The following is a 24736-nucleotide window of genomic DNA, read 5'->3' as shown; positions in this document are numbered from 1 at the left end:
TGGCGACACCGCCGGGTCGAACTAGCTGGTACAACAAAGGAACACGCCTGCCGCACAACAACATTGGCGCGCACCGGTTTTGTCCGGAGCCGGCGTCGGCGTGAACGTGACACCAATGATGACACACGAAAGTGAGGGAACCCTCATGTTTGTCGGTGACCGGTCGGTATACCGACCAGTAACCGCGCGGGTAACTTTCGGCACCGTGTCAACCGCCATGGGAAGCGTCGGAAAACCGCCAGGCCAGGCAACATACCCAGGGGTACGCGTGCGCCCGAACTCTCGCTCGGTCAACCGTTATCAAACCGTTATGTGATGTGGGGCACCATTGCGCGTCGCGGTCCAGCCGTGCCGCAGGCCGAGTGCCATCGAGACACCCCACTAGAGTCGGCCGCATGAGCAGTTGCATCTTCTGCGCCATCATCGCGGGCACCTCCCCGGGTCGCATCGTCTACTCCGACGACGACGTCCTCGGGTTCCTCGACATCCGGCCCGTGACCCGCGGGCACACCCTCCTCGTGCCCCGGGTCCACTCCTCCGGGCTCGGCGACCTCGACCCGACCCTCGGCGCCGCTCTCTTCCGCGCCGGCCAACGAGTCGCCACCGCGATGAAGACCGGACCGGTGTCCGCCGACGGGGTCAACCTGGCACTGAACGACGGCCGCGCGGCCTTCCAGACCGTCTTCCACACCCACCTGCACGTCGTCCCCAGACACGACGGGGACAAGCTGAGTTTCGCCAAGGGCTTCCTCGTCCGCCGCGACCCCGACCCCGACGAGACCGCCGCTGCGGTGCGCGCCGGGATCGAGTCCGTCGGATGACCTTCGCCGGCGAGCCCGACCCGGACACCGGGGCCGGGACCCGGATTCCGGACGGGGTGGCCGACCTCGTGCGCCGCGCGGAGTGGATCACGGTGTTCAGCGGCGCGGGTATGTCGGCCGAGAGCGGCATCGCCACCTTCCGGGACGCCCAGACCGGTTTGTGGGAGAAGTTCGATCCCGCCGAACTCGCCACCCCGGAAGCGTGGGCGCGCGACCCCGCACTGGTCTGGGGGTGGTACCGCTGGCGCGCCCGCGAAGTGCTTGCCGCGCAGCCCAATGCGGGCCACCGCGCGCTCGCCGAACTCGCCACGAGCCGCACCGTCATGATCGTGACGCAGAATGTCGACGATCTCCACGAGAGGGCCGGCAGCGATGTCGTCAGCCACCTGCACGGCAGCCTGTTCGCCCCCCGGTGTTCGGTCTGTGGGACCCCGTACGACGGCCCGGGCGCATTCCCCGATCCCGGCGACACCGGTACCGCGCCGGACGACCCGCGCGTCGACCCGCCCACGTGTCCGCGCTGCGGCGGGAAGGTGCGGCCCGGCATCGTGTGGTTCGGCGAAGCACTGCCCGGATCGGACTGGCAGCGAGCGGATCAGGCGTTCCGTGCGGCCGAGGTGGTGCTCGTCGTGGGCACCAGCGGGATCGTCTACCCGGCAGCCGCGCTACCCGAACGCGCGGTGCGCGCGGGCATCCCGGTCATCGAGTTCAACCCGTCGCCGTCCGCGCTGTCCGACATCGTGACCCACAGTCTGCGGATGCCCGCCGCGGTCGGTCTGCCGGCGTTGCTCGCGTCACTCGGCTGACGTGGTGCGGCGTCACTCCCCCGCGGTGAGATCGATCGGCTGCCATCTCCCGACATCATCCGTCGTCTGAACCGCGACGAGCGACCCCGGCTTGCATCCGCGCTCGTCGAGCACGGCGGCGACATGGTCGAGCACGCGGTCGGGATCGAGTTCGAACTCCGACTCGCGCACGCGGACGAATTCCCAACCGCAACGGCGCAATTCACGCTCGCGTTCCAGATCCGACCGAGCCTGCTGCCCGGTCCCGGCGAACTCGTCGGCATCACACTCGACGGCCATGCGCGCATCGGCCCCCAACACGACCAGGTCGACGATCCGGTTGTTGACCGTGACCTTCGGGGTCACGTGATAGCCGAGCGCCGCGAGACGGTTGAACACGCGCTGTTCGAGGAGGTTGTCGAACGGGCTCACGCGGCGATCATCGGGCACGTCGGACGGCATGGCCCCGATCGACGGACCCTCGTTGGCGGACACGTAGGACAGCAGCGAGGCACGAAGGTCGTTGGGGCGCAACTCGTCGAGTCCGATCGACTGGAACAGCCACAACTGGTCCATGGCCCGGGTGGCCGCCACGTTGACCCGGCGTTGGGACTCCGCGCGGGTCAGCGCGGAGATCGCACCGGCGTCCGAGACGACCATCGACAGGAAGACCACGTGCCGCTCGTCTCCCTGGAAATCCGGGGGTGAGCCGACGCGGATACGACGCGAGCGCCAGGTCTCGATGTCGATCGCGGCGCGTAGCGCCTTCTCGATCGTCTCCACCTGCTTGACGCCCTGCAACGCGATCACACCGAAGTCCAGATCGTCGTATGCCGGGTCGGCCAGACACCCCCGGAGGGCATCGACGATGGCGGCCGCCTCGGCCTCGTTGCTGATGCCGTTGCCGGTCCCGGTGGCCGTTCCGTCGACCGCGACCGTCCGCAATGGTTCGAGCCGGTCGGAACCGTACTGGCGCACCGGGATCAGCGGCGCGGACCCGTAGAATTGGCGCGACGAGAACTCGATGATCTCGGGCATGGACCGGAAGTGTTCCCGCAGTCCCACGACGTTGCCGAAACGGCTGCGCAACAACGAGAACAGGCTGGACCGCGGCGTCAACCCGTCGCGCAGGTATGTCGGGAGGTCGGGCAGCGCGGCATCGAGTTCGGCGAACGCGGAATCGAGGCTGGTGCCGCTGAGACCGACGGGCGCGCACTGCTTGTCGTCACCGACGACGATCACGCGCGGGGCCAGCCAGAGAAGGAACGCGCTGGTGATGTCGGCCTGGGACGCCTCGTCGACGATGACGACGTCGAAGGAGTTGCGGCGCGGTGGGAGGGTCTCGGCCACCTGGCTGATCGACATGATCCAGGCGGGCACGGCGTTGCGCGCCTCGGCCATGGCCTCGCGCGCCGCGCGTCGGAAACGATTGGCGTGCTTGCCCGATCCCTTGCCCAGGTTGATCATGTGGTCGCGGTAGGACTGGACGGCCTGCAACTCGCCGGCCGTGGTGCGCGCCAGCACCTCGCGGACGGCGCGCGCAGAGGCCAGCCGGGTGGTGAGGGCCGCGATGTCGACCTCGACGGCATCGAGGTCGGACTGCAGCCGGTCCTCGGCGAACGGATCGCTGCGTTCCTCCGCCCAGGTGTGGGCGAACCGCCACGCCCACGCCGCGCCCATGTCCCGGGCGCGTTCGGTCCAGATCGGGTCCTGCGCGCTCGACCACATCGTCTTCGCGAGTTCGGGTGCCCGGCTGCGCAATCGGAGCCCGAGAAGCTCCAGGGCATTCTGCTCGTCGGCCTCGGCTGCGGCGGCCGCGAACGCGCGCCGCGCGTCTCGGATCGCGACCGGGTCGGCCGTGGCGAGTGCCGAGAGCAGCGCGTCACCCTCCGGCGACGGCCCCTGTTCGAGTTCGGTCGTCAGGCCGTACACGCGGTCGGCGAGTTCCTGTTCGGCGAGGACCGCGCCGTTGGCGGCCGCCACCGATCGCGCCTGATCAGCCACCTCGGCTGCCTCGGCGACGGTGCGTGGTCTCGGGCCGCCGGGGCTGATCGCCTCGAGTTCACGGACGAGATGCTCCCGGCCGGTGAGCAGCCTCGAGATCCACGCCAGTTGGTTGTCCAGGCGGACGAGGTGGTCGAGCTGCGCCGACCGCGACCCCGACGCGTCCACCGGGACGTGCAGGTCCGCCAGGATGCGATGCACCTGATGTACCGCGTCGATGACGGTGAGGTGATCGGCGACCCGGCGCAACGAGGCCTCGTCGCGAGGAGGCCGACCGTCCACGGTGGCCCGCACCGGCGACTCCTCGACCGCGCGCTGCTCGGGCGAACGCCGCAACCGTCCCCGCCACTGACCGCCGTCTCGCAGGAAGTCGGCGGCGGCGTCGAACAACGCGGCGTCGCCGGGCCGCGCCCCGTCGACGACGACCGCATGCGCGCCCAGGTCACGGTCCCGACGAGCGGCCTCGGCGATGACCGGTGACAGCGTCGTCACCCGCGACCAGAGGTGCGCGGCGCGTCCGGCGAGCAGCCGGTCCGCCATGTCGACGATCGGCTCCGGGTACGACGCCACCTCGCCGGAGGCGACGGCGAGTTCGTCGCAGATGTCCTTGATCCGGACCAATCGGTCACTGTCGACCCCGTCGAGCACCGACAGCAGCGTCCCGGCGCCGGCCATCGGCTCGCGGGGCCGCGCGGCGATCCGGGTGCAGATGGAGTCCATCTCCGCCGGCTCGGGCAGGTGGTGGTCGAGGTCGACGAACCGTTGCGCGAGACGCGATCCGGAGCCACCGGTGCTCGCGAGCAGGTCTGCCAGCCGGACGAACTCGGCCGAGTCCAGCGGGGGCACCGCGCCGTGGACCGGCCCGGGCAGCCAGTCGAACGCGGCGGCGTCTGCCCGCACCCGGCGGACGATCTCCGCCGGGGATCCCCGATAGTCCCCCGCGACCCATTCGTGGACCTCGGTCTCTTCCGCACGGAGGTCCCAGAGTTCGCGGAGCAGCTGATCCCGTTGTCGCAGAGCGTGATCGCGGCGCGCGGCCAGGTCGGCGATCTCCGCGTCGGCGACCCCGGGCGTGAACGACGCCTTGCGTTCGGCGAGCTCGGTCACCGCATCGACGATGCCCTCGGAACTGTCCTGGGACACGTCGGCGATCGACACCGTGAGCGCCCGCAGAGCGGGCGGCAGCATGTCCCGGAGCACGTGGAGCGCATGGGCTTTCTCGCTGACGACCAGGACGCGCTGTCCTTTCGCCAGCAAGGCCGAGGTCACGTTGGCGATGGTGTGGGTCTTGCCGGTTCCGGGCGGACCCTCGACCACCACACCGGTGTCGGACCCGAGCCGGGCGAGCACATCGCGCTGTTCGGCATTGGACGGCAGCGGGAACAGCGCATCGGCGACCAGGTCCGCTGGATCGAGGACGCCGGGGGCGCGGAGGGCGGCGAGTCGGTCGGGCGCCTCGATCGGGCGGACGAGCTGGGTCAGTGCGACCGGTACCTCCGACTCCTCGTCCCGCAGGTCGTCGATGATGGCGTCGTAGAACGCGGGGGAACTCCCCACCCCGCGACGGCGGAGGACCACCGCGGGCCGGCTCTCGACCGTCAACGACACACGCTCGGCGTCGACTTCGATCGCCTCGCGCCACTCGGCCATCAGCTCGGAGGTCTTCGGCGACAGCACCGAGGTCTGCGCCGACAGCTTGCCGCGGATCCCGACCGCGCCCGCGAGATCGAGACCGTCGAGAGCAGCGAGCAGATGGGTATCGCGAACTGCGGGAGACGAGCCCGCCCCGAGCGAGAACCGGATCGTGTCGTCCGCGTCGCGGTCGGCGACCAGAACCTGACTGAGGAGATGTTCGCGGACCAATGGGTCGGCGTCAGCGTCTGTCGCGTCCCGCACCGTGACCAGTGCGGACGCGATGACGAGTTCGAGTTCTTCGGGCTCCGCGCCGAGCGCGTCGACCAACGCGGCGAATTCGGCATGGACCGCGCAGGCCCGAGCGGCGTCGGGGTCGTCCGGACCGACCTCGACCACCACCTGGCCCGGCACCGCGTTCGACCGGACGGCGACGGCGGTGGACGGACCGACCCAGACATGGCCGGGGTGGTCGGAGATGTCGTGGACGTCTCCGGAGCGAGACCGGACGAGATCGGCCAGAAACGTCATCAGCCGGGTGACCTGATCGCGCAACGTCTCGCGCGTGTCATCCTGCATACCGATGTGTTCCTCTCGTCGCCGGCGACTCCTACGCTACAAGACGCTGGTCAGAGGAACTCCGTGCCTCCGCGCGGGTCGGCCGGATTCCCGACACCGAGCCGGTCAGCCGACGGAGCTCGAACGCAGCGCGCGGTATCCGCCGTCGACATAGCGCACGTTGGTGTATCCGCACTCGGCGATCTGTTCGGCGATCCGCGGGGCCTCTGAACGGACCGACACCACGGCGATCTCGGTGTCGCGGTCGCGGATCACCGGGAAGGTGCCCGACGGAGTCGGGGTGAACCGCTTCGGCACCTCGGTCGGGTCGACCACGAGGGCACCGGGCAGACTCCCCTGATGCCGAACCACCTGGGGACGCGCGTCGACGACGACCGCGTTCCCCTCGCGGCTGTGATTCATTGCCTCGACTGCCGAAATCGAATTCACCACTGACACCGGTGACTCACCAATCCTGTTGCTCGAATTTGTCCGTGTTCATGCGTTCGCGACGGCCATCGGGTGACGGCCGTGGCGTAATGACCCCCGTCGACCAGGTTACGGAACGATCTCGAATTGACAAGTTTTCTCACACAGCTCTCAGAAGGGCGCAGTCATGCGCTCCTTCTGGTAGGCGATCCGCAGCGGAACCGTCGGGGTCAGGAATGGCGGCCGCGCCCCGCGACACGCGGGGACGGACGCTTACCCCAGTTGTCGCCACGACGACCGTCCCGACCGCCGCCGTGCCCGCCCGCCCCGCGCTTTGCGCCCCCGCGCGTGCGCGGTGCGCCCATGTCCTTGCGGATGTCGATCGGGTTCTTCCCGATCTTCGTGTGCCGCAGCGACGAGAGGGTCTCGTTGTCGAGATCATCGGGAAGCTCGACGAGGCTGAAGTCGTCGCGGATGCTGATGTTGCCGAAGTCGGCACGGGTCAGGCCGCCCTCGTTGGCGATGGCACCGACGATCGCACCGGGCGACACCTTGTGCTTGCGGCCGACGGCGATGCGGTACGTCGCGAAGCTCGCGCCCGGGCGCCGCGGAGCACGCTCACGCTCGGAGCGCTTCTCCGACTGCGGCGGGTCCGGGGTCATCAGGAAACCGCCGTCACGTGTCTCGAGCGCCAGCGCGGCCGCGATGTCGGCCATCGCGACGTCGTTGTCCCGCGCATAGTTCTCGATCAGCCCGCGGAACAGATCCAGGTTGTCCGACGACAGGTTCTGGGTGATCGAGTCGGCGAACTTCGCGACCCGCTGTGCGTTGACATCGTCCACGCTGGGCAGGCCGATCTCGGTCAGCGTCTGCCGCGTGGCGCGCTCGATCGCACGCAGCAGGTGGCGTTCGCGCGGCGAGACGAACAGCAGCGCGTTTCCCGAGCGGCCGGCGCGCCCGGTACGGCCGATGCGGTGCACGTAGGACTCGGTGTCGTGCGGGATGTCGTAGTTCACGACATGCGAGATGCGGTCGACGTCGAGCCCGCGGGCCGCGACATCGGTCGCGACGAGGATGTCGATCGAGCCGTTCTTCAGCTGGTTGATGGTCCGTTCCCGCTGCGCCTGCGCGAGGTCGCCGTTGATGGCGACCGCGGAGAACCCGCGAGAGCGCAGCTTCTCGGCGAGTTCTTCGGTCGCCTGCTTGGTGCGGACGAACACGATCATCGCGTCGAAGGTCTCGACCTCGAGGAAGCGTGTCAGCGCGTCCAGCTTGCGCTGGTGGGAAACCTGGAGATAGCGCTGCGTGATGTTCTGCGCGGTCGCGGTCTTGGACTTGACCGTGATCTCCTGCGGCGAGTTCAGGTACTTCTGCGCGAGGCGCCGGATGGCACTGGGCATGGTCGCCGAGAACAGCGCGACCTGCTTGGTGTCCGGGGTCTCGGCGAGGATGCGCTCGACGTCCTCGGCGAAGCCCATCGTCAGCATCTCGTCGGCTTCGTCGAGGACCAGGAACTCCAGACCGGAGATGTCGAGGGTCTTGCGATCGAGGTGGTCGATGACCCGACCGGGTGTGCCGACGATGACCTGCGCGCCGCGACGCAGACCCGCGAGTTGGACGCCGTAGGACTGCCCGCCGTAGATCGGCAGCACCTTCACCTCGGGCATGTGCGCCGAATACTTGCCGAAGGCCTCGGAGACCTGCAGTGCCAGCTCTCGCGTCGGCGCGAGGATCAGCGCCTGCGGGGTACGCGCGGAGGTGTCGAGGCGGGACAGGATCGGGATGGCGAACGCGGCGGTCTTGCCGGTACCGGTCTGCGCGAGGCCGACGACATCGCGTCCGTCCATGAGCGGCGGGATGGTCGCCGCCTGGATGGGCGACGGGGTTTCATAGCCGACGTCGGTGATGGCCGCGCGTACCCGCGGGTCGATCTCGAGGTCGTCGAACGAGCCGACCTGCGGGTCGGCGGGGGCGTCGTGCTCGCCGTGATTCGAGGTACTCATGCGGCGGAAGTCTCATTCATCGCCCTCAACTGTAATGGCCGTCCACCAGAAAGTCGGCATCACGCCCGGGCGGGGTCGCACCAGCCCCCTGAGCAGGGCACGAGCCACGTTCGGTCACCGGTGTGATGCATCTAACGAATACTGGTACTGTCAGTGCCACTCATCCGGCCATCGGTCCCGGTCACACGCACACCGGTGTCCGGAATGTCCATTTGTTCTCCCGTCTCAGGAGTGCCATGCAGCAGCAGTACGCCACCCCGTCCGATCTGACGATCGACGACAAGGCGACGACCGTCGACACGATCCTGCGCTACCGCGCGGAGCGCCCCACGATGCCGCTCTTCCGCAAGCGCTCGCACAACCAGTGGGTCAACGTCACCGCCAAGCACTTCACCGACGAGGTGGACGCGGTCGCGAAGGGTCTGATCGCCTCGGGTGTGCAGGCCGGTGACCGCGTCGCGATCCTGTCGTCGACGCGCTACGAGTGGACCGTGCTGGACTACGCGATCTGGCGCGCCGGGGCGTGCACCGTCGCGATCTACGAGACGTCCGCCCCCGACCAGGTCCAGTGGATTCTCGAGGACTCCGGCGCCAAGCTGCTGTTCGTCGAGAACCATGAGCACTACACCCGCCATCTCCGGGTCATCGACGAGACGCCCACCCTCAAGGAGACCCTGGTCATCGACGACCACGCGCTCCCCACGGTCACCAAGCGCGGCGCGAAGACCGCCGACGCGGACCTCGACCAGCGTCAGGCGAATGCGTTGTCGTCGGATGCCGCCACGCTGATCTACACCTCGGGCACCACCGGACGGCCGAAGGGCGTCGTCCTGACGCACGCGAATTTCCTCGCCGAGACGGCCGCGACCCGCGACGCGGTCGGCGCCGGTATGCGGGAGGGCAAGTCGACGCTGCTCTTCCTGCCGCTGGCGCACATCTTCGCCCGCGTCGTCGCCGTCGGCTGCGTCGAGAACGGCGTGATCCTCGGCCACACCAACGACCTGACGAACCTCGTCGCGGACCTGGGCGTGTTCAAGCCGAACTACGTGCTGTCGGTGCCGCGCGTGTTCGAGAAGGTGTACAACTCGGCCAAGCAGAAGGCCTACGACGGCGGCAAGGGGTCGATCTTCGACAAGGCCACCGACACGGCGATCGAATACAGCAAGGCGACGGAAGCCGGCAAGGTCGGCCTCGGCCTGAAGCTCCGGCACGCCGTCTTCGACAAGCTCGTGTACGGAAAGCTGCGCGACGCCCTCGGCGGCCAGTGCGAGGGAGCGATCTCCGGTGGCGCTCCGCTCGGTGCGCGCCTCGGCCACTTCTTCCGCGGCGTCGGCATCCCGGTGTACGAGGGCTACGGATTGTCGGAGACCACGGCCGCGGTGACGGCCAACAACGAGGAGAACCAGAAGGTCGGTTCGGTCGGACGCCCGATCCCCGGCGTCACCGTCGCCATCGCCGACGACGGCGAGGTCCTGCTCAAGGGGCCGGTCGTGTTCGGTGGGTACTGGAAGAACCAGTCCGCCACCGACGACGCGATCCGCGACGGGTGGTTCCACACCGGTGACATCGGCACCCTCGACGACGGCTACCTCTTCATCACCGGCCGCAAAAAGGAACTGATCGTCACCGCGGGCGGCAAGAACGTCTCCCCGGCGCAGCTCGAGGACACCATCCGGGCGCACCCGATGGTGAGCCAATGCCTCGTCGTCGGCGACAACAAGCCGTTCATCGCCGCGCTGATCACGATCGACCCCGAGGCCGTGCCCGGTTGGTTGGACCGTCATGGCCTGCCCGCCGACACCCCGATCTCGGACCTGGTCGAGAACGCCGATCTCAAGGCCGAGATCGACGCCGCGGTCAAGGAGGCGAACACCAAGGTCTCCAACGCCGAGGCGATCAAGAAGTTCTCGATCCTGGACACCGATTTCACCATCGACACCGGTGAGCTCACCCCGACCATGAAGCTCAAGCGCAATGTCATCCACGACGCGCACAAGGAAGCGATCGCCGACCTCTACACCTGAGCGGATCTCTCACGACTCGCCGCGGCCCGGGATGCCCCCGGGCCGCGGCGCTGTCTATCGTGCAAGTCAATGAAACGAGACCTGGCCATCGATGCCACCCGCGGGGTGGCCATCTGGAGCATGATCACCGCGCACTTCGCGCATGAGTCCGTGCTGGCCACCCCGACCCACGCCTTCCCGTACGTCGACGGCATGTCCGCGTTCGTGATGCTCTCGGGCGTCGTGCTGGGTCTGGTCTATCAACGATGGGTCGCTCGCCATGGGCTGGCTTTCGCATACAAGCGTCTTGCCAAGCGGATCGTCGTCCTCTATCTGTGCCAGCTGGCGATCGCCCTCGTCGCGGTCGCGGCCGCCCTGGCCGGTCACCGATGGCTGACACTCCTGCTGCCGGTCGACGGGTGGGGTGACGGCCTGCGCCTGGCGCTGACCATGGATTACCTGCCCAGCGGGGGCAACATCCTGCTGCTGTACATGGTCTTGCTCATCTCCGCCTTCGGGCTGTTCCCCCTCCTGCGTCAGGGCTGGTGGCGCTGGGTGCTCGCCGGTTCGATCGCCCTGTACCTGATCTCGCTGGTCCACTCCCCCGACTGGTTCTATCTGAGCGCCTACCAGGCGGCACCGCACATCCAGAACGTCGCCGGCTGGCAGATCATGTTCGTCCCGGCACTGGTGATCGGCTGGAACTGGTCGCAGTGGCGTGTGACGGAGTTCGTCGACCGCTGGATCATCGCGATCGTCGCCGTCGCGCTCGCGGTGGCACTGTTCTTTCACTTCGGCATCGACTACGGGCCGTGGGCCCATCTCGAACCGGCGGTCGCCGACAAACTCGACTTCCGCCCGGCCCGCGCGATCGGCGCCTATCTGGCCATTCCGGCCGTCTACGGGATCTTCCGACTGTTGCTCAGGTGGTGGCATCACAACTGGCTGCGCCCACTCGTCATGACCGGTACCCGCAGTCTCGACTCCTACGTCATCCAGGCGATCGCCCTCGTCGTGGTGCCGATCCACATCGCACACCGCCCCTGGAACACCGTCACGATGGACGCCGTCGCGCTCCTGGTGTTCGCCGCCTGCTGGGGGTGGGCCGAGTTCCGGTACTTCGCTCACGTCGACAAACTGCACAAACTACCGCTGCGGATGGTCCGGCTCGTGCGTCCGCATCGACCCGACATCGTCCCCGGCCCCGAGCCCGGCGTCCCCACCCCGGAGAGCTCGGACGTCACCCGGGAACCCCGACCGGTCGTCGACGACCTGCCCGGCGTCGACCGGACCGGGACAGCCGAAGACGGGCCAGAACGAGACGGGCCAGTCCGGGCCGGAACAGCGCCGGCCGGGACACGTGCGACCGAGCCGATGGGAGTTCATCCGTGACGGGTGAGATGACACGCAGCGTGCACGCCGGAAACGATTCGTCGGGCCCGTCGGTGCGGACGCCCATCACGATGGCGAACTCGTATCACCTCCCGCCCGAACCCGAGGCGATGAGCTGGTCGGGCACCGAGCAACTGTTCTACACACGCAACACCGGCGCCAATCAGGTTGCGCTGCAGGACAAGCTGGCCGCACTGGAAGAGGCCGACGACGCCGTCGTCCTGGCCTCGGGCGTGGCCGCGCTGCACGCGGTGTTCTTCACGTTCCTGTCCGCCGGGGACCACGTGGTGGTGTCCGACACCACCTACGAGGCCACCTGGAAGCTCTGGTCGGAACTGCTGCCGACCAAGTACGGGATCGAGGCGACCTTCGTCGATGTCGGCGATCTCGACGCCACCCGGGCCGCCCTGCGCCCCAGCACCCGCATGCTGATCGCCGAGACGATCGCCAATCCGACGACGAAGGTCGCCGACATCGGCGCGCTGGCGCAGATCGCCGCCGACGCCGACGCCCTGCTGCTCGTCGACGCCACCTTCACGCCGCCCACTCTGTACCGTCCGCTCGCCGACGGCGCGGACCTCGTCGTCCATTCGCTGACCAAGTACATCAACGGGCACGGCGACGCCATGGGCGGTGCCGTGCTCGGCCGGTCGGAGCTCATGTCGCAGATCCGGGAACAGGCGATGGTCGACGTCGGCGGCGTCATCTCGCCGTTCAACGCATGGCTGATCGCCCGCGGCGCGATCACCCTGCCGCTCCGGTTCGCCCAGCATCAACGCAATGCCGAGCGGGTCGCGGCCTTCCTCGACGACGACCCGCGCATCACCTACGTGCGGTACCCGGGTCTGGCGTCGCATCCCGAACACGACCTCGCGGCACGACAGTTCGGCGGCCGCGGCTTCGGGGCCATGATCGCGTTCGCGGTGCGCGGCGATCCGGCCACCCAGAACCGATTCGTCGCGGCGCTGACGACGATCACCTCGGCGGTGTCGTTGGGACACGACGAGTCACTCATCGTCCATGTCGGCACCGACGGCCCACGGGTCGCGGCCTACCCCGAACCGTTCCGCGAGTGGGGACATCTGCGGTTCTCCGTCGGGCTGGAAGACGCCGACGATCTCATCGCGGATCTCGCCGCGGCGCTCGACGCGACCTTCCCGGCCACCCCCGCTGGTTGAGCCGGCACCGAGCGAAGCCGAGAGCCCACCCCCGCTGGTTGAGCCGGCACCGAGCGAAGCCGAGAGCCCACCCCCGCTGGTTGAGCCGGCACCGAGCGAAGCCGAGAGCCCACCCCCGCTGGTTGAGCCGGCACCGAGCGAAGCCGAGAGCCCACCCCCGCTGGTTGAGCCGGCACCGAGCGAAGCCGAGAGCCCACCCCCGCTGGTTGAGCCGGCACCGAGCGAAGCGAGGAGCCCACCCCCGCTGGTTGAGCCGGCACCCAGCGAAGCGAGGAGCCCACCCCCGCTGGTTGAGCCGGCACCGAGCGAAGCGAGGAGCCGTGTCGAAACCACCTCCGCCACAACCCCTCTCAGATCGCCTCGTAGAGAATCCCCCGGCCGATCGCTTCGCGGACGACGGGCAACGCGGCTTCCGCGAGGGCCTCGGCGTCGACGCCGTGGAAGCCGGCGAGCAGTTCGAGCAGTACGCCCAGCGGGACCTGCCCCCGACTGCCGGCAAGCAGTGCGCGCGAGACCTCGTCGACGCCGAGTACGGCGCCCGGACCACCGGGCCTGCGCACAGTTGCCGACACCTGTTGCCAGCCCTCGTCACCCGGGAGCGAGTGCTCCTCGAGCATGACCGGCGCCACCGAGAGGCGACGGGTCAGTAGCTGCTCGTCCGAGGTCTCCCGCAGGTAGCGTCGTCGCGCCAAGAACGCCTGCGCCTCGTATCCGGTGACTTCTTCACCCGCTCCGGTGATCTCCTCGATCACGACGTCGGCCTCGCGACGCTCGCCCGGCAGTGGGGCGTGGGCGGTGATCGAGCCCATCCCGATGGCGACGATGCCGTTGGCCTCGAACCATTCGAGCCACTCCGCACCTCGCCGCGCGGCGGTCGCCTCGTCCTCACCGGCATCGGACAACCACAGCGACACATAGCTGATGGGGTCGGCGACCTCCCGCTGGACGACCCAGGCGTCGAGTCCGGTGCCGGCGAGCCAGGAGCGGACCCGTTCCGGCCAGTCCTCGCCCTCGCGGATGACCCAGTTGGCCAGGATCTGGGCGGTGCCACCAGGATTCAGATGGGCAGGCAACTCGCGGACGAGTTGCTCGCACAACCCGTCTCCGACGACGCCCGAGTCGCGGTAGATGTAGTCCTGCCCGCCCGCGCCGATGACGAACGGAGGGTTGGACACGATCAGGTCGAACCGCTCCCCCGCGACGGGTTCGAACATGCTCCCCGCCCGCAGATCCCACGACATCCCGTTGAGGCGGGCCGTCGCCGCAGCCAGCGCCAGCGCCCGGTCGTTCGTGTCGGTGGCCACGATCTGCTCGCAGTGCGCATCGAGATGCAGCGCCTGGATGCCACATCCGGTTCCGATGTCGAGAGCTCGGCGGACGGGTTCGCGGATGACGGCCCGGGCCAGCGAGATCGACGCGCCGCCGATCCCCAGGACGTGGTCGCGGGCAACGGGTCCGGGCCGCATCGCGGCGTCCTGGTCGGCGACGACGAGGTAATCGCGGGTGTCGTCTGCGTGCGGCCGGATGTCCAGGCAGGCGCGTACCCGTGAGTCGTCGACGCGTGTCAGTACGCCCTGTGCGACGAGCGAATCGGTGCTGCACGTCGGAAAAGCCTCGGCGATCGCATTTTCCGGTTCGTCCGAACCCAGCAGGAACAGCCGGATCAGGGTCGCCAGCCGCGCGTCTTCGCCGGTGACCTCTCGGGTCACTGCGAGGGCGGGCCACCAGACTCCGCGGACGAGGGCATCGTGGGCGTCGGCGCCGAGCAGTTCGGTCACGCCGTCGTTGTTGTACCCCGCCGACCGTAGATCAGCGCCGAGCGCCGCGACGGTTGCGGCATCAGCGAGTGGTCGGGGTCGTCCCTGGTCCGAGGTCACGGTCTCCACGCTACCGACGACGTGCGCGCCCGCGGCTCGACGGGTTCAGCACGACGCGAGGACCCGACTCATCGCGTCGCGTTCGGCAGGCGTCACCCACAGCCCGTAGATCTTCTTGACCTCGATCTGCCGGCTCACGTAGGTGCACCGGTAGGACTTGTTCGGGGGAAGCCAGGTCGCCGCGTCGCCGTCGCTCTTCTGTTGGTTCACGGCTCCCGACACGGCCTGGAGGTTTCGCGGGTCGTTCGCGAACTCGATGCGCTTGACCGCGGTCCACCCGGCCGCGCCCTTCTGCCAGGCGTCCGACAATGCGACGACGTGGTCGATCTGGACCAGCGCCGAGGTGTCCTCGCCTCGGGTGAACGGCATCGTTGTACCGGTGTACGGGTCGGCCAGTGTGCCGGCGAGCACCCGGCACCCGTCGGCGTGGAAGGTGATGCCGGTGAGGTCTCGCCGCAGGATGTCCTCCCGGGTCCGGCAACCGTTGCGGCCGTACTGCACGTCGACCGCGTCGTCCCATGCCCTACCGAATCGCGACCGTTCATATCCGGTCTTGGGCGCGCGACCCTTCACCTGCAGCGACGCGAGATCGGCCTGTTCACGGCCGGCCGCCGGTGGTGGCATATCGGGTGACACACCAGCCGGCGGTGACGATGGCCCCGTCGTCGAGGGCATGGACTGGGTGCGCTCGGATGAGGGGCGCTCGAGGCCCGGGGCGGGTTCGACGTCGACGCACGACACGAGCGCCACGGCGACCGGCACCGCGGCGAGTACTCCCGACAACCATGCCGCTCGACGCCTCACCCCGGAATCGTTGCACGGCGCGCCGACATCCCCGTTCGCCGACCCGGTGCGCGGGTTCTCGCCGCGCACCTTAAGCTTCGTTCGACTAACTTTCCCTTCGCGGACTGCTGTGGTCACGCACGACGCCGCCGCGGCGCACGATCGCCGGCGGTGTCGCCGGGTCATCGGACGACTATTCGGGTAGTGGGTGCATGAGTTCAGGTCGGGGCAATGCGGCGCGGGGTGTACCGCCATGGGTTCTGCGGATGATCGCCGTGTTCACACTGGCGATGTCGTTGCCCACACTTGCCGGCGGGTCGGGCACCGCCGCGGTGCTCGGCAGCCCGGCACCCTTCTCCGCGTCACCCCTGCGTGCGACGCCGGTCCACGAACTGACTCCGACCGTCGACCCGGAGACCGAGACCTACCCTGAACGACTCGAGCGCATCGAGACCCTGACGCGCCCGCTGCTGCCGACGCCGAAATCATTCGAAGGCGTCGAGACACGCTGCGCGAGCGGTGATTTCACGACCCTTGCAGTGGTGTACGACTCGATCTTCGATGCGGTGTACGACATCCTGCCGCCATCTATGCACGCGTCGGCCCGGGCAAGTCGGATAGCGGCGCACCGCGACATGCGGCGCCTGCACATCTCGACCCTCGCCGTCACCGAACATCCGCTGACCCTCGGGGCGGACGACGACGATCCCGCACTCGACTACCGCGACCCGATCTCCCAACTGCTCGTCTCGAACCTCCTCAAGATCCGCGACGGCCGCCACACCGAGGCGATTCCGCTCGGGAACATCACCGTCATCCAGGCAGTGGAGACGGTGTGGCTCTACATGTTCACCACCGTCCTGGTCCCGGCACGGCTCCTCATCGGCTCGGCACCCGACCTCGGGAGCCCGTTCGCCGGGACCGAGGCCGACGGCCTCGCCCAGTTCGTCACCTACAACTGGCTCATCACGGCCTTCGTCTTCTCGTCGGAATTCGCGGTGAAGGCCCTGTTGCGGGCCACCGCGAGAACGGTCCTCGAGCAGTGCCTCGCACGCGTCACCGATGAACAGCGCGCCCTCGCCGGACGCGCGAGCGACACCGTGCATTTCGACATCCCCATCCCGCCGATGGTGGCCGAGATCGCCGAACACCTCGCACTGGCGGATGTCGAGACGTGTACGCCGATCGGGTCGCTCACACTCGGCCGGTTGGTGCGGTATGTGTCTGCGCAGGCGCAGGAGAACAACCCCGCCGACGCACCCCGCATCCGGGCCGAGACCACCAGAATTCTCGGTGCCATGCGCGGAATTCGCATTCACCACAACCTCATTCCGCTCGACCCGGCGGAGGACCGCTCCGTCGGCGAGTTGGCGGCGTCGTTGTTCGGTTCGCTGATCCCGATCTTCGGCGGGGCGCCGCTCGACATCCTTCTCGGCATCGGGCACAACATCGGCCACGGGGCGGACCCATGGGAGACCGTGTCGCTCGACGAGCTCACGGTCAGCAAACCGATCACCGCGGCGCATTATGCGTACAAGCTGGCGCTGCATTTGATCCGGGAAGTAGGCAATGTCATCGAGCCGTCGATCGTCGGTGACAGCCCGCTACGACCCACCAGACTGCTCGTCACGGTCCTGGGCCTGCCGATGACCTACGGACTGGTGACCGCGCACCACGTAATCCGGTCGATGTGCCTACGCGTCGACGACACGACGGGCAGCGGACTCGGCGCGGAGGCCAATCGGCGGACGACAACCGACTCGACTCCCCGCATCAAGCCGACGCGAAAGCCGGAAGCCTCCCGGTCATCGGCGTCGAGAACATCGGAACCGTCACGTCCGGAAGAATCCATTCGCCATCCCGAACCGCCCCGATTCGCCATTCCCGGCCGCGATTGACTCCGTGTTGCGCATTCGGTAATCGCGATGTCGGACGATTCGCCCGAGAATCCCGACACCGGGAAAGCGCAGGTCCATGCTTCCCGCGCGTCTATCGACTACCGTTGGGGGCGTGTCGAAAATTCAGACGGTGACCTTTGTCGACGACCTGGACGGTCGCGAACTCGATCCCCAAGACGCACAGACCGTTTCGTGGTCGTGGCTCGGTGTCGACTACGAACTCGACGTGTCCGCTGCCAATCTCGACAAGATCGAGCAGGGCAAGGTGACAGTCGCGAAACTACTCAAGGCATCGACCCGGGTCGGTGGCCGACGACGGTCGCCATCCGCACGGACGAAGACCAATTCCGCCGGGAGTGGTGCGTCGGTGAATGCCTCGATTCGAGACTGGGCAGCCGAGAACGGATATGAGGTGTCCGCACGCGGCCGCATTCCGAACGACATCGTCGAGGCATACAACTCCGCACACTGATGTAGCCCACCGTGTTGTCACATTGATCGCCAGAGCCCGATTCTTCGGACTCTGGCGATTGTTCTTCCGCGGGGCTGATTGTCGATCCCCCGCCGATTACGTTCTGCCCTAAGGAGTTCCGCCGGCAGGGCGGAAAAACCCTGCGGCGGCGTCGAATCGAGATGCCGCGCAGATTCCGCCACCGATCAGCACCTTCCCCGTCTTCATCCTGTCAATGGACATCTTTGATAAACTGATGTCCACGCATGGTGTGCCACCGACGTGCAATGCAGTCACCGTCGGAGGCCACCCGAGGGGGACAGGACAACCGGATGAGCACAACGGAGAACGAGTCGGTCGACGCCGACCACGCTGACGGCGAGGCCCCAGGGGAGGTCACCGTGGCGGCCCGGGTCAGGGTCACGCTCGACGACGGTTCGACAAGGGAGGGCGAGGTCGTCGACGACTTCGCGGACCTGGCCGGCGACACCACCGTCGAGACCCGTATCGATGACGAGCACACCGCCCGACTGCGCCGCTGGGCGATCTCGACCGACGATCATCAGATCGTCTTCGCCGACGACGACGCGGTCGAGGTCATCTCGGGCGAGCTGTGACTCAGAGCGGCGCGAGCCCGATCATCCGACGGTCGGACGAGAAGATCCAGCCGTCGCCGTAGGGTTCGAGTGCACTGCCGGTTGCGAACGCCTCCGGGTCGGAATCGATCGCGAGGAACGGCGCCGTCCACGCGACCTCGCCGGTGGTGACGTCGACAGCGGTCAGGGCGGTGCCATCACTACCGGCCAACAGACCATCACGGTAAGCATCTGGACTCACCGTGGCGTTCGCATACTCATCCCACACGTTGTGCCACAGGCGTTTCCCGGTGTGGAGGTCGATGCCACTCTCGCTGCGGACCCTGCTGTTGGTGTCGAGCAGGTACACAACGCCGTCGACGACCGCTGTGACGGTTCCTGTTGCGTTGGAGTCGCGCGAAATGAGGTCGCCGTTGGTCCACAGCCGGTCGCCGGTGGCGCGGTCGTAGGCCGAGTCGCCGAGCAGGACGGGGTCGGCGTCGGTCGTGGACTCGTACCCCGGTCGTTGCACGGTGGGGGCAGAACTCGACGCGATCACCTTCCCGTCCGGATCCCGGAGTAGTTGCTCGGTCGCGTGACCGGCCGACCGGCAACCGGTGTCGGCGTGGACGAGGAACCCGCCCGGCAGCAGTGACGACGTTCCGACGCATTGTGAGCCGTTGGTCCACAATTCTGCGCCCGACGTTGCATCGAATTGCGCGACGTCGCCGCCGGTGCGCACCAGGCCCACACCATCGATCACGGCGAGAGCCTCGCTGCTGTACACCTCCTCATAGGAGGCGCCCATGTCGAGTCGGCGGGTCCAGTGGGCGGACACGTCGTCGAAGGTGCCCGAGTGGACTCGCACGTCGTCCTCCTCGACGTTGCCCTCAGCGACGTACAGGGCGTCCGACGTGGTCGTGATGGCGAAGATGTTCTCGGAGACCCTGCGTCGTACGGATTCACCCGAGTCGATGTCGTAGCTGACGAGTTCGTGGTTCTTGCGCAGGGCGTGGCAGTAGATCATGCCATGGAGGGGAACGTCACTGCAGCTGACGAGGTCATGTGCCGGAGCCTGCCAGCGAACCTGTCCGTTTGTCGCGTCGATGCCGATCATCACGGGGTCACCGAGGGTCATTCCCTCGTTCGGGGTACCGACGACGGTGAGAAGCGTGTCGCCGGACCGGATCATTCCGGGTTCGCCGACCCCGTACGCAGTGCCCGCGCGCGGGTCGGCGAAAGCCGCGAAGGGGCGACCCAGCCGGTCGGCAGGGTCGAGCGACCACGCCAAACCCGGTGTCGCCGCTGTCGTTCCGGTGATCTTCTGCACTGTGGCCGGAACCCGGTCCACCCACACCACGGTTGCCGCGGAGACCGTCACGACCGCGGCCACCGCGGCGACAATCAGTGTCCACGTGCTTCGGGCCGGCACCGGTCAGAGCTCCAATCCTGGTGTCAGGGCGATCTGTTCCAGCTCTTGTATCAACAGCGGCTCGGTCGGTGAGGCCGCCGTCGAACTCACCGAGACGCGCGTGCCAGTCGGGCGGGTCACCACCGCCGAATGGGTCGTCTCCCTGATCTGTTGCCGTGGGTCGGTCGTCGAAAGCCTCGACTGCCGCACGACGTCGGTCTGGACCACGGTGCCGTCGAGTAGGGTGCGTTGCGTCTTCTGGCTGCCCCGACCCGGAACCGGGCGTTCCACAGACGGCCTCGGTTGACCGCCGACGATCGTGATCTCGAGTGCCACACCATCTCCGAGGTTCGCGACACCGGTGCACAGCATGCCCTCCGCGTTCGAACCGACCGGCACCATCGGCGGCAACCGGGCGCCGCCCAGATCGACCGCTGCGAGAACGGAATCGAGAGCGCGAGCCTTCCCACGCGTCACCGACGGGCCCTTGTACGACTCGAACGGGTTGGCGCAATCCTCCATCGGCGCCGGTGTATCCGGGGCGACCGGAGTGCTGACGCGGAGCCCCGGATCACGGACGATCCGGACCAGCTCGTCGACAGTCAGCGGGATCGACCCACTGTGGTCCTGCCTGCTGCCGCCGATCGCGTCATCGGCTCGCGCGATGATCCACGATCCGTCGGGCACGTAGGCACGTGCCGTCCTGCTCAGCGCGCGCACCCCGTCCACTTCCTGCCAGGTGTCGTGGACGTCGACCACCACGCCGTCGGGCAGCGTACGACGCTCGTCGAGTTGCCCTGCCACACATGACGGAACAGTCGCTGACGCGCGCCGGACATCGACCGAAACAGCGCCTCTGCCCTCACCATTGATCAATACGCCTCGGGCCGAAGTGAATCCGCGAGGCTCCGGATCCGGCTCGCCGAAGGCGATGATCGGCTGGAAGACAAATGACTGCTCCGGACTCGCGAATTCGATCTCGGCTTCGACCGGCAGCGCGTTCACCAGCGCTGTCGACATCGCGGTCGCCTTCGGCCCGTTGAACCACGGGAACTGAGGGTTGTCGTATGTCGGTTGCCCCATCCCCGTGTACGCGGTGTAGCCCGACTGGTCGGGAGCCTCGACGACGGTGCATCCAGGGATCGGGGCGTTCGGGTCGACCGGCTCGCTGACGACAACCGGTGTCTTCACGGCAGCGGAATCGGAATGTTCGGTCGCCGAGGACGCCGGGGACGGCGTCGTCAGCTCGGGATCGGTTGGCGGCAGCACCAGCCCGACCACCACGAAGGCGAGAGCGACAACCGATACCAGTGCCAATGCGTAGGTCCACGCCCGCTTTGATGCCGACGAGCCCGTGTCGTCGACCATCGATGCCGCTCCGCTTCACCTACAGACGCCGTCAGGCCGGCCGGCGCCGAACAAGCACAGAGTGCGCGAGGGGGGACTTGAACCCCCACGTCCTGAGACACTGGAACCTAAATCCAGCGCGTCTGCCAATTCCGCCACTCGCGCGTGGGCGCGACTCGCCGGAGTGTGAGTCACGCAGTGTAACGGCGACCACCCTACCGCCCGCGTTCTGATCATCGCAGGCCAGGTACCGTCGTAGCCATGTCCCCCACCCGCCGCCGCACCCACCGGCCCGCGCTCACGGTGCTCGCCGTATCCGCCGCGGTGGTGTGCCTGGTGCTCGCGTGGTGGCAGTGGTCACGCTATGAGTCCGCATCCGGTTCCGGACTCAATCTCGGCTACGCCCTGCAGTGGCCGGCGTTCGCCGCGGCCGTGATCTATGCCTATCGACGTTTCGTCATCCTGGAGAGCGATCCCGAGGAAGCCCGCAAGGTCGCGGCGAAGAACTCCGTCGCCGAGATCCCGGAGGGCATCCTGCCCGAGCGCCCCACCACGCCCAGCGCGTCGTCGTTGGCATCGCCGGACCCCGCCAACGATGTCGCGCTGGTCGAGTACAACCGCTATCTCGCCGAGCTCCGCGACGCCGACGCGCACACCACCGACGCCCGACCCACCCCCTCATCGAAAGGCCCGCAGTGACCGAGACCGACCCCACCGCCCCCGCCCTCGCCGCCCCGGTGGAGAAGGTCCGCGGCGCGCTGTTGCGGTATCGCGTCCTCGCCTGGATCACCGGCGTGTGGCTGCTGCTTCTCGTCGTCGAACTCGTCCTGACCTACGGCTACGACAACCACGCTCTGGACTTCGTACCGTTCGTGCACGGCTGGGTGTACTTCGTCTACCTGATCATGGCCATCGACCTCGCTATCAAGGTCCGCTGGAGCGTCGGGAAGACCATCATCACCGCGATCGCGGGCACCATCCCCTTCCTGTCCTTCTGGTTCGAGCACAAGCGCACCAAGGAAGTGAAGGCGCAGTTCAACCTCTGATCTCCTCGTGCTGGGCGGCTGTTCACCCGGGTCCGGCTGACTGGACCCCGTGCGGATCGTCCAGCTAGCGAACTTCTACGGCGGCCGCTCCGGCGGTCTCCGCACCGCGGTGGACCGCTGGGGCGCCGGTTATGTCGGGGCTGGTCACGACGTCGTCCTGATCGTCCCCGGCGCTGATCCCGGTGAGGAGACGCTGAACTCTGGGGTCACGCGCATCACCGTGGCCGCACCGCGGATTCCCGCCTCGGGCGGCTACCGCCTGGCGTCGGCCCGCCGCGTCGCCGACGTCCTCGCCCATCTCCGTCCCGACGCCCTCGAGGTGTCCGACCGCCTCACCCTGCGCGGCTTCGGCCGGTGGGCTCGCAGGCGAGACATCCATTCGACGATGGTGTCCCATGAACGCCTCGACCGTCTGCTCGGCCAGGTCATGCCCGGCCGCTCCGCACGTGCTCTGGCCGACCGCGCGAACGCGGCCACCGCCCGTGACTACGACACCGTCGTGTGCACCACCGACTTCGCCGCCGCGGAGTTCGATCGCGTGAGGGCGACCAACGTCGTCCGCGCCCCGCTCGGCGTCGACCTCGATGTCTTCGACCCCCGGCACCTCGACCCGAACCTGGGCGCACGGTGGTCCGACGGCACCGGAGCGCTCATCGCACACTGCGGACGCCTCTCGGTGGAGAAGCGCGCCGACCGCAGCATCGCCGCGCTCGGCAGACTCCATCGGTCGGGAACGACGGCGCACCTGGTGATCGCGGGCGACGGACCGATGCGAGCCCCGCTGCAGCATCTGGCCCGCGGGTTACCCGTGACCTTCCTGGGCCATCTCTCCGAGCGGAGTCAGGTCGCCGCGCTCCTCGCCAGCGCCGACATCTCCCTTTCCCCCGGTCCGCACGAGACCTTCTGCCTCTCCGCGCTGGAATCACTGGCCGCCGGCACACCGGTCATCGGGTCGCAGTCGTCGGCAGTCGCGACCCTGGTCGACGACACATGCGGCGCAGCTGCCGAGGACTCTGGCCCGGGCTTCGCGAGCGCGATCCGGCAAGTCCTCAGCCTCCCCCGCGTCGACCGCGAACGGGCGGCGCGTCATCGAGCGACCCAGTACCCCTGGCCCGACTCGGTCGCGCGGATGTTAGGAGTCCACGCGGGCTGCTGAGCGCCCCTCTGCTTCGCCCCGTCCACAGGCGATGCATTTCGACGCCCGGTCGACGGGATCGAGCGCACAATCAACCGGCCATTGAAACTGTACCGTCTGGACGGTATAGTTATATGTGATCCGGGAAGTCCTCGGGACATCGAGCACGGAGGGTCCGATGGCACGCACGTCCGGGCGGAGTGCCGCCGACACCCGACGGTTGATCCTCGACGCCGCGGCCCGGCTAATTTCGCGACACGGTGCCGCCGTGTCCGTCTCCGAGATCGCCGCCGCGGCCGGGGTGTCGAAGGGCGGACTGCTCTACCACTTCCCCGCCAAGGACGGCCTGCTCGAAGAACTCGCGGCGGACCTGATGGCCCAGTTCCGGTCGAACGTCGAACGGACCGCCGACGAGGAGGACGACGCGCCGGGACGGCTGACCAGGGCCTACATTCGGGTGAGTTTCGCCGACGCGCGAGACTCCGCCGGCCTGCGCGACCAGATCGCGCTGGCCGCCAGCCTGATGTACGAACCGGGCCCGGCCGCGCTCGCCCAGCAGGACGCTGATCACTGGCGCGCCGCGCTGTCCGACGACGGTCTCGACCCGGCGGTCACGCGACTGATCATCGCGGCCGCCGACGGCTCGAACACCGCTCCCCTGTGGGGAGCCGTCCTCGACGACACCGAACGGGCCGCCCTCGAAGCAGACCTCATCGCTCTCACCCACACACACGCAAAGAAGGGATCATGACCGACATCACCTACCGCCCCTACCGTTCCACCGACGCCGAAGACGTCAAGAAGATCATCGACGAGGCGTTCTACATCCACCGCTACGTCCACGGACAACACGTCCTGGACGCGGCACTCGAGGTCTACCTCCGCGAGCAACTCGTCGCGAGTACCTGGAGTCGCGTCGCGGTGAAGGACGGCCGCGTGGTGGGAATCATCCTGGGACGGATCGACGGCGAGCCACATCTCGGCGAGCGGACGAAGAATCGCGCGCTGCTCTGGGCGCATACCGCCAGAGCTGCGATTCTCGGACTGCCCCAGTGGAAGTCGCTGCGGGCCCTGTTCGCTTTCGAGTCGGTGGCCCACCGGCTCGGCGCCGCGACGGGCACGTCGCTCGACGACGAACTGACCCTGTTCGCAGTCGCCTCGACGACGCGCGGACACGGCGTCGGAGCGGCGCTGTACGGCGCGTTCCTCGACCATCTCCGAAGCCGCGGCCGCTCCGACTTCCACCTGTACACAGACTCGCTGTGCACCTTCGGATTCTACGAGCGGCAGGGCATGTCACGTGCCGGCGCCGACGATATGGACATCCTGCTCGACGGCGAACCGCACACGCTGGGGGTCTACATCTACACCGGCGCCGCGAGCTGATCGGAGTCCGGACGCCGACGCA

Annotated in this window: 20 protein-coding genes and 1 tRNA gene; 13 read left to right on the top strand and 8 right to left on the bottom strand. The window is 68.1% G+C overall.

Going from position 1 to position 24736, the window contains the following annotated elements:
* Window positions 1–395 precede the first annotated feature (395 nt).
* On the top strand, window positions 396–821 hold the full coding sequence (locus tag KB201_RS07645; protein WP_058250012.1) for an HIT family protein: 426 nt from the start codon (window positions 396–398) through the stop codon (window positions 819–821).
* The gene (locus KB201_RS07640; RefSeq protein WP_058250011.1) at window positions 818–1627 is read left to right on the top strand and encodes an NAD-dependent deacylase; all 810 of its coding nucleotides are present in this window, start codon (window positions 818–820) and stop codon (window positions 1625–1627) included. Before KB201_RS07645 ends, KB201_RS07640 begins: the two co-directional genes overlap by 4 nt.
* Window positions 1628–1639: 12 nt before the next feature.
* Here KB201_RS07640 and KB201_RS07635 read toward each other — a convergent pair whose 3' ends face one another.
* From KB201_RS07635 to KB201_RS07625, 3 genes are all read right to left on the bottom strand, one after another.
* The gene (locus KB201_RS07635; RefSeq protein ID WP_058250010.1) at window positions 1640–5821 is read right to left on the bottom strand and encodes an AAA domain-containing protein; all 4182 of its coding nucleotides are present in this window, start codon (window positions 5819–5821) and stop codon (window positions 1640–1642) included.
* A 105-nt stretch (window positions 5822–5926) separates the two neighbouring features.
* Window positions 5927–6259: a rhodanese-like domain-containing protein gene (locus KB201_RS07630; protein WP_058250009.1), complete on the bottom strand. Its 333-nt coding sequence runs from the start codon at window positions 6257–6259 to the stop codon at window positions 5927–5929.
* A gap of 200 nt (window positions 6260–6459) precedes the next feature.
* Entirely contained in the window at window positions 6460–8232 is a 1773-nt protein-coding gene (locus KB201_RS07625; protein WP_058250008.1) for a DEAD/DEAH box helicase, read from the bottom strand.
* A 236-nt stretch (window positions 8233–8468) separates the two neighbouring features.
* Between KB201_RS07625 and KB201_RS07620 the strand changes: the two genes are divergently transcribed.
* From KB201_RS07620 to KB201_RS07610, 3 genes are all read left to right on the top strand, one after another.
* Window positions 8469–10256, top strand: a complete 1788-nt coding sequence (locus KB201_RS07620; RefSeq protein ID WP_211538763.1) for a long-chain fatty acid--CoA ligase — start codon at window positions 8469–8471, stop codon at window positions 10254–10256.
* A 69-nt stretch (window positions 10257–10325) separates the two neighbouring features.
* The gene (gene opgC / locus KB201_RS07615) at window positions 10326–11627 is read left to right on the top strand and encodes an OpgC domain-containing protein (RefSeq protein ID WP_058250006.1); all 1302 of its coding nucleotides are present in this window, start codon (window positions 10326–10328) and stop codon (window positions 11625–11627) included.
* 8 nt (window positions 11628–11635) lie between these two features.
* Window positions 11636–12805, top strand: coding sequence for a PLP-dependent aspartate aminotransferase family protein (locus KB201_RS07610; protein WP_058250282.1), 1170 nt, complete (start codon window positions 11636–11638; stop codon window positions 12803–12805).
* Between the two features lie 350 nt (window positions 12806–13155).
* On the opposite strand, the gene KB201_RS07605 is transcribed toward KB201_RS07610, so the two are convergent.
* Window positions 13156–14682 carry a methyltransferase gene (locus KB201_RS07605; RefSeq protein WP_307848054.1) on the bottom strand — a complete coding sequence of 509 codons (1527 nt, stop codon included), beginning with the start codon at window positions 14680–14682 and terminating at the stop codon, window positions 13156–13158.
* Between the two features lie 45 nt (window positions 14683–14727).
* Window positions 14728–15486 (bottom strand): HNH endonuclease family protein, encoded by a 759-nt coding sequence (locus KB201_RS07600; RefSeq protein WP_254859753.1) that lies wholly within the window; start codon window positions 15484–15486, stop codon window positions 14728–14730.
* Between the two features lie 191 nt (window positions 15487–15677).
* Between KB201_RS07600 and KB201_RS07595 the strand changes: the two genes are divergently transcribed.
* From KB201_RS07595 to KB201_RS07585, 3 genes are all read left to right on the top strand, one after another.
* Complete coding sequence (locus KB201_RS07595; protein ID WP_249145225.1) at window positions 15678–17363, top strand: hypothetical protein; 1686 nt, start codon at window positions 15678–15680, stop codon at window positions 17361–17363.
* A 112-nt stretch (window positions 17364–17475) separates the two neighbouring features.
* A complete protein-coding gene (locus KB201_RS07590) occupies window positions 17476–17835 on the top strand; it encodes an Lsr2 family protein (RefSeq protein ID WP_226513021.1) in 360 nt (119 codons plus the stop codon).
* 311 nt (window positions 17836–18146) lie between these two features.
* The gene (locus tag KB201_RS07585; RefSeq protein WP_078113600.1) at window positions 18147–18431 is read left to right on the top strand and encodes a hypothetical protein; all 285 of its coding nucleotides are present in this window, start codon (window positions 18147–18149) and stop codon (window positions 18429–18431) included.
* A 1-nt stretch (window position 18432) separates the two neighbouring features.
* Here the strand turns inward: KB201_RS07585 and KB201_RS07580 are convergent, their stop codons facing one another.
* The 3 genes from KB201_RS07580 to KB201_RS07570 form a co-directional block, all read right to left on the bottom strand.
* The gene (locus KB201_RS07580; RefSeq protein ID WP_078113570.1) at window positions 18433–19821 is read right to left on the bottom strand and encodes a PQQ-binding-like beta-propeller repeat protein; all 1389 of its coding nucleotides are present in this window, start codon (window positions 19819–19821) and stop codon (window positions 18433–18435) included.
* Between the two features lie 3 nt (window positions 19822–19824).
* Window positions 19825–21168, bottom strand: a complete 1344-nt coding sequence (locus KB201_RS07575; protein ID WP_078113569.1) for a hypothetical protein — start codon at window positions 21166–21168, stop codon at window positions 19825–19827.
* 62 nt (window positions 21169–21230) lie between these two features.
* A tRNA-Leu gene (locus KB201_RS07570) sits at window positions 21231–21312 on the bottom strand.
* A gap of 96 nt (window positions 21313–21408) precedes the next feature.
* Here KB201_RS07570 and KB201_RS07565 point away from each other — a divergent pair.
* The 5 genes from KB201_RS07565 to KB201_RS07545 all read left to right on the top strand — a co-directional run bounded on the left by KB201_RS07565 (window position 21409) and on the right by KB201_RS07545 (window position 24714).
* The gene (locus tag KB201_RS07565) at window positions 21409–21846 is read left to right on the top strand and encodes a hypothetical protein (RefSeq protein WP_058250000.1); all 438 of its coding nucleotides are present in this window, start codon (window positions 21409–21411) and stop codon (window positions 21844–21846) included.
* A complete protein-coding gene (locus tag KB201_RS07560) occupies window positions 21843–22193 on the top strand; it encodes a DUF3817 domain-containing protein (RefSeq protein WP_058249999.1) in 351 nt (116 codons plus the stop codon). The genes KB201_RS07565 and KB201_RS07560 overlap by 4 nt, the downstream gene beginning before the upstream one ends.
* Before the next feature lie 49 nt (window positions 22194–22242).
* A complete protein-coding gene (locus KB201_RS07555; RefSeq protein WP_211538761.1) occupies window positions 22243–23349 on the top strand; it encodes a glycosyltransferase in 1107 nt (368 codons plus the stop codon).
* Window positions 23350–23506: 157 nt separating this feature from the next.
* Complete coding sequence (locus KB201_RS07550) at window positions 23507–24079, top strand: TetR/AcrR family transcriptional regulator (protein ID WP_078113567.1); 573 nt, start codon at window positions 23507–23509, stop codon at window positions 24077–24079.
* Complete coding sequence (locus KB201_RS07545; protein ID WP_058249996.1) at window positions 24076–24714, top strand: GNAT family N-acetyltransferase; 639 nt, start codon at window positions 24076–24078, stop codon at window positions 24712–24714. The genes KB201_RS07550 and KB201_RS07545 overlap by 4 nt, the downstream gene beginning before the upstream one ends.
* Window positions 24715–24736 lie beyond the last annotated feature (22 nt).

Source organism: Gordonia sp. SCSIO 19800 (assembly GCF_018132775.1).
Classification (GTDB): Bacteria; Actinomycetota; Actinomycetes; order Mycobacteriales; family Mycobacteriaceae; genus Gordonia; species Gordonia hongkongensis.
The sequence above is the reverse complement of the archived record's forward strand: the minus strand, read 5'-3'. Positions and strand labels throughout refer to the sequence as shown.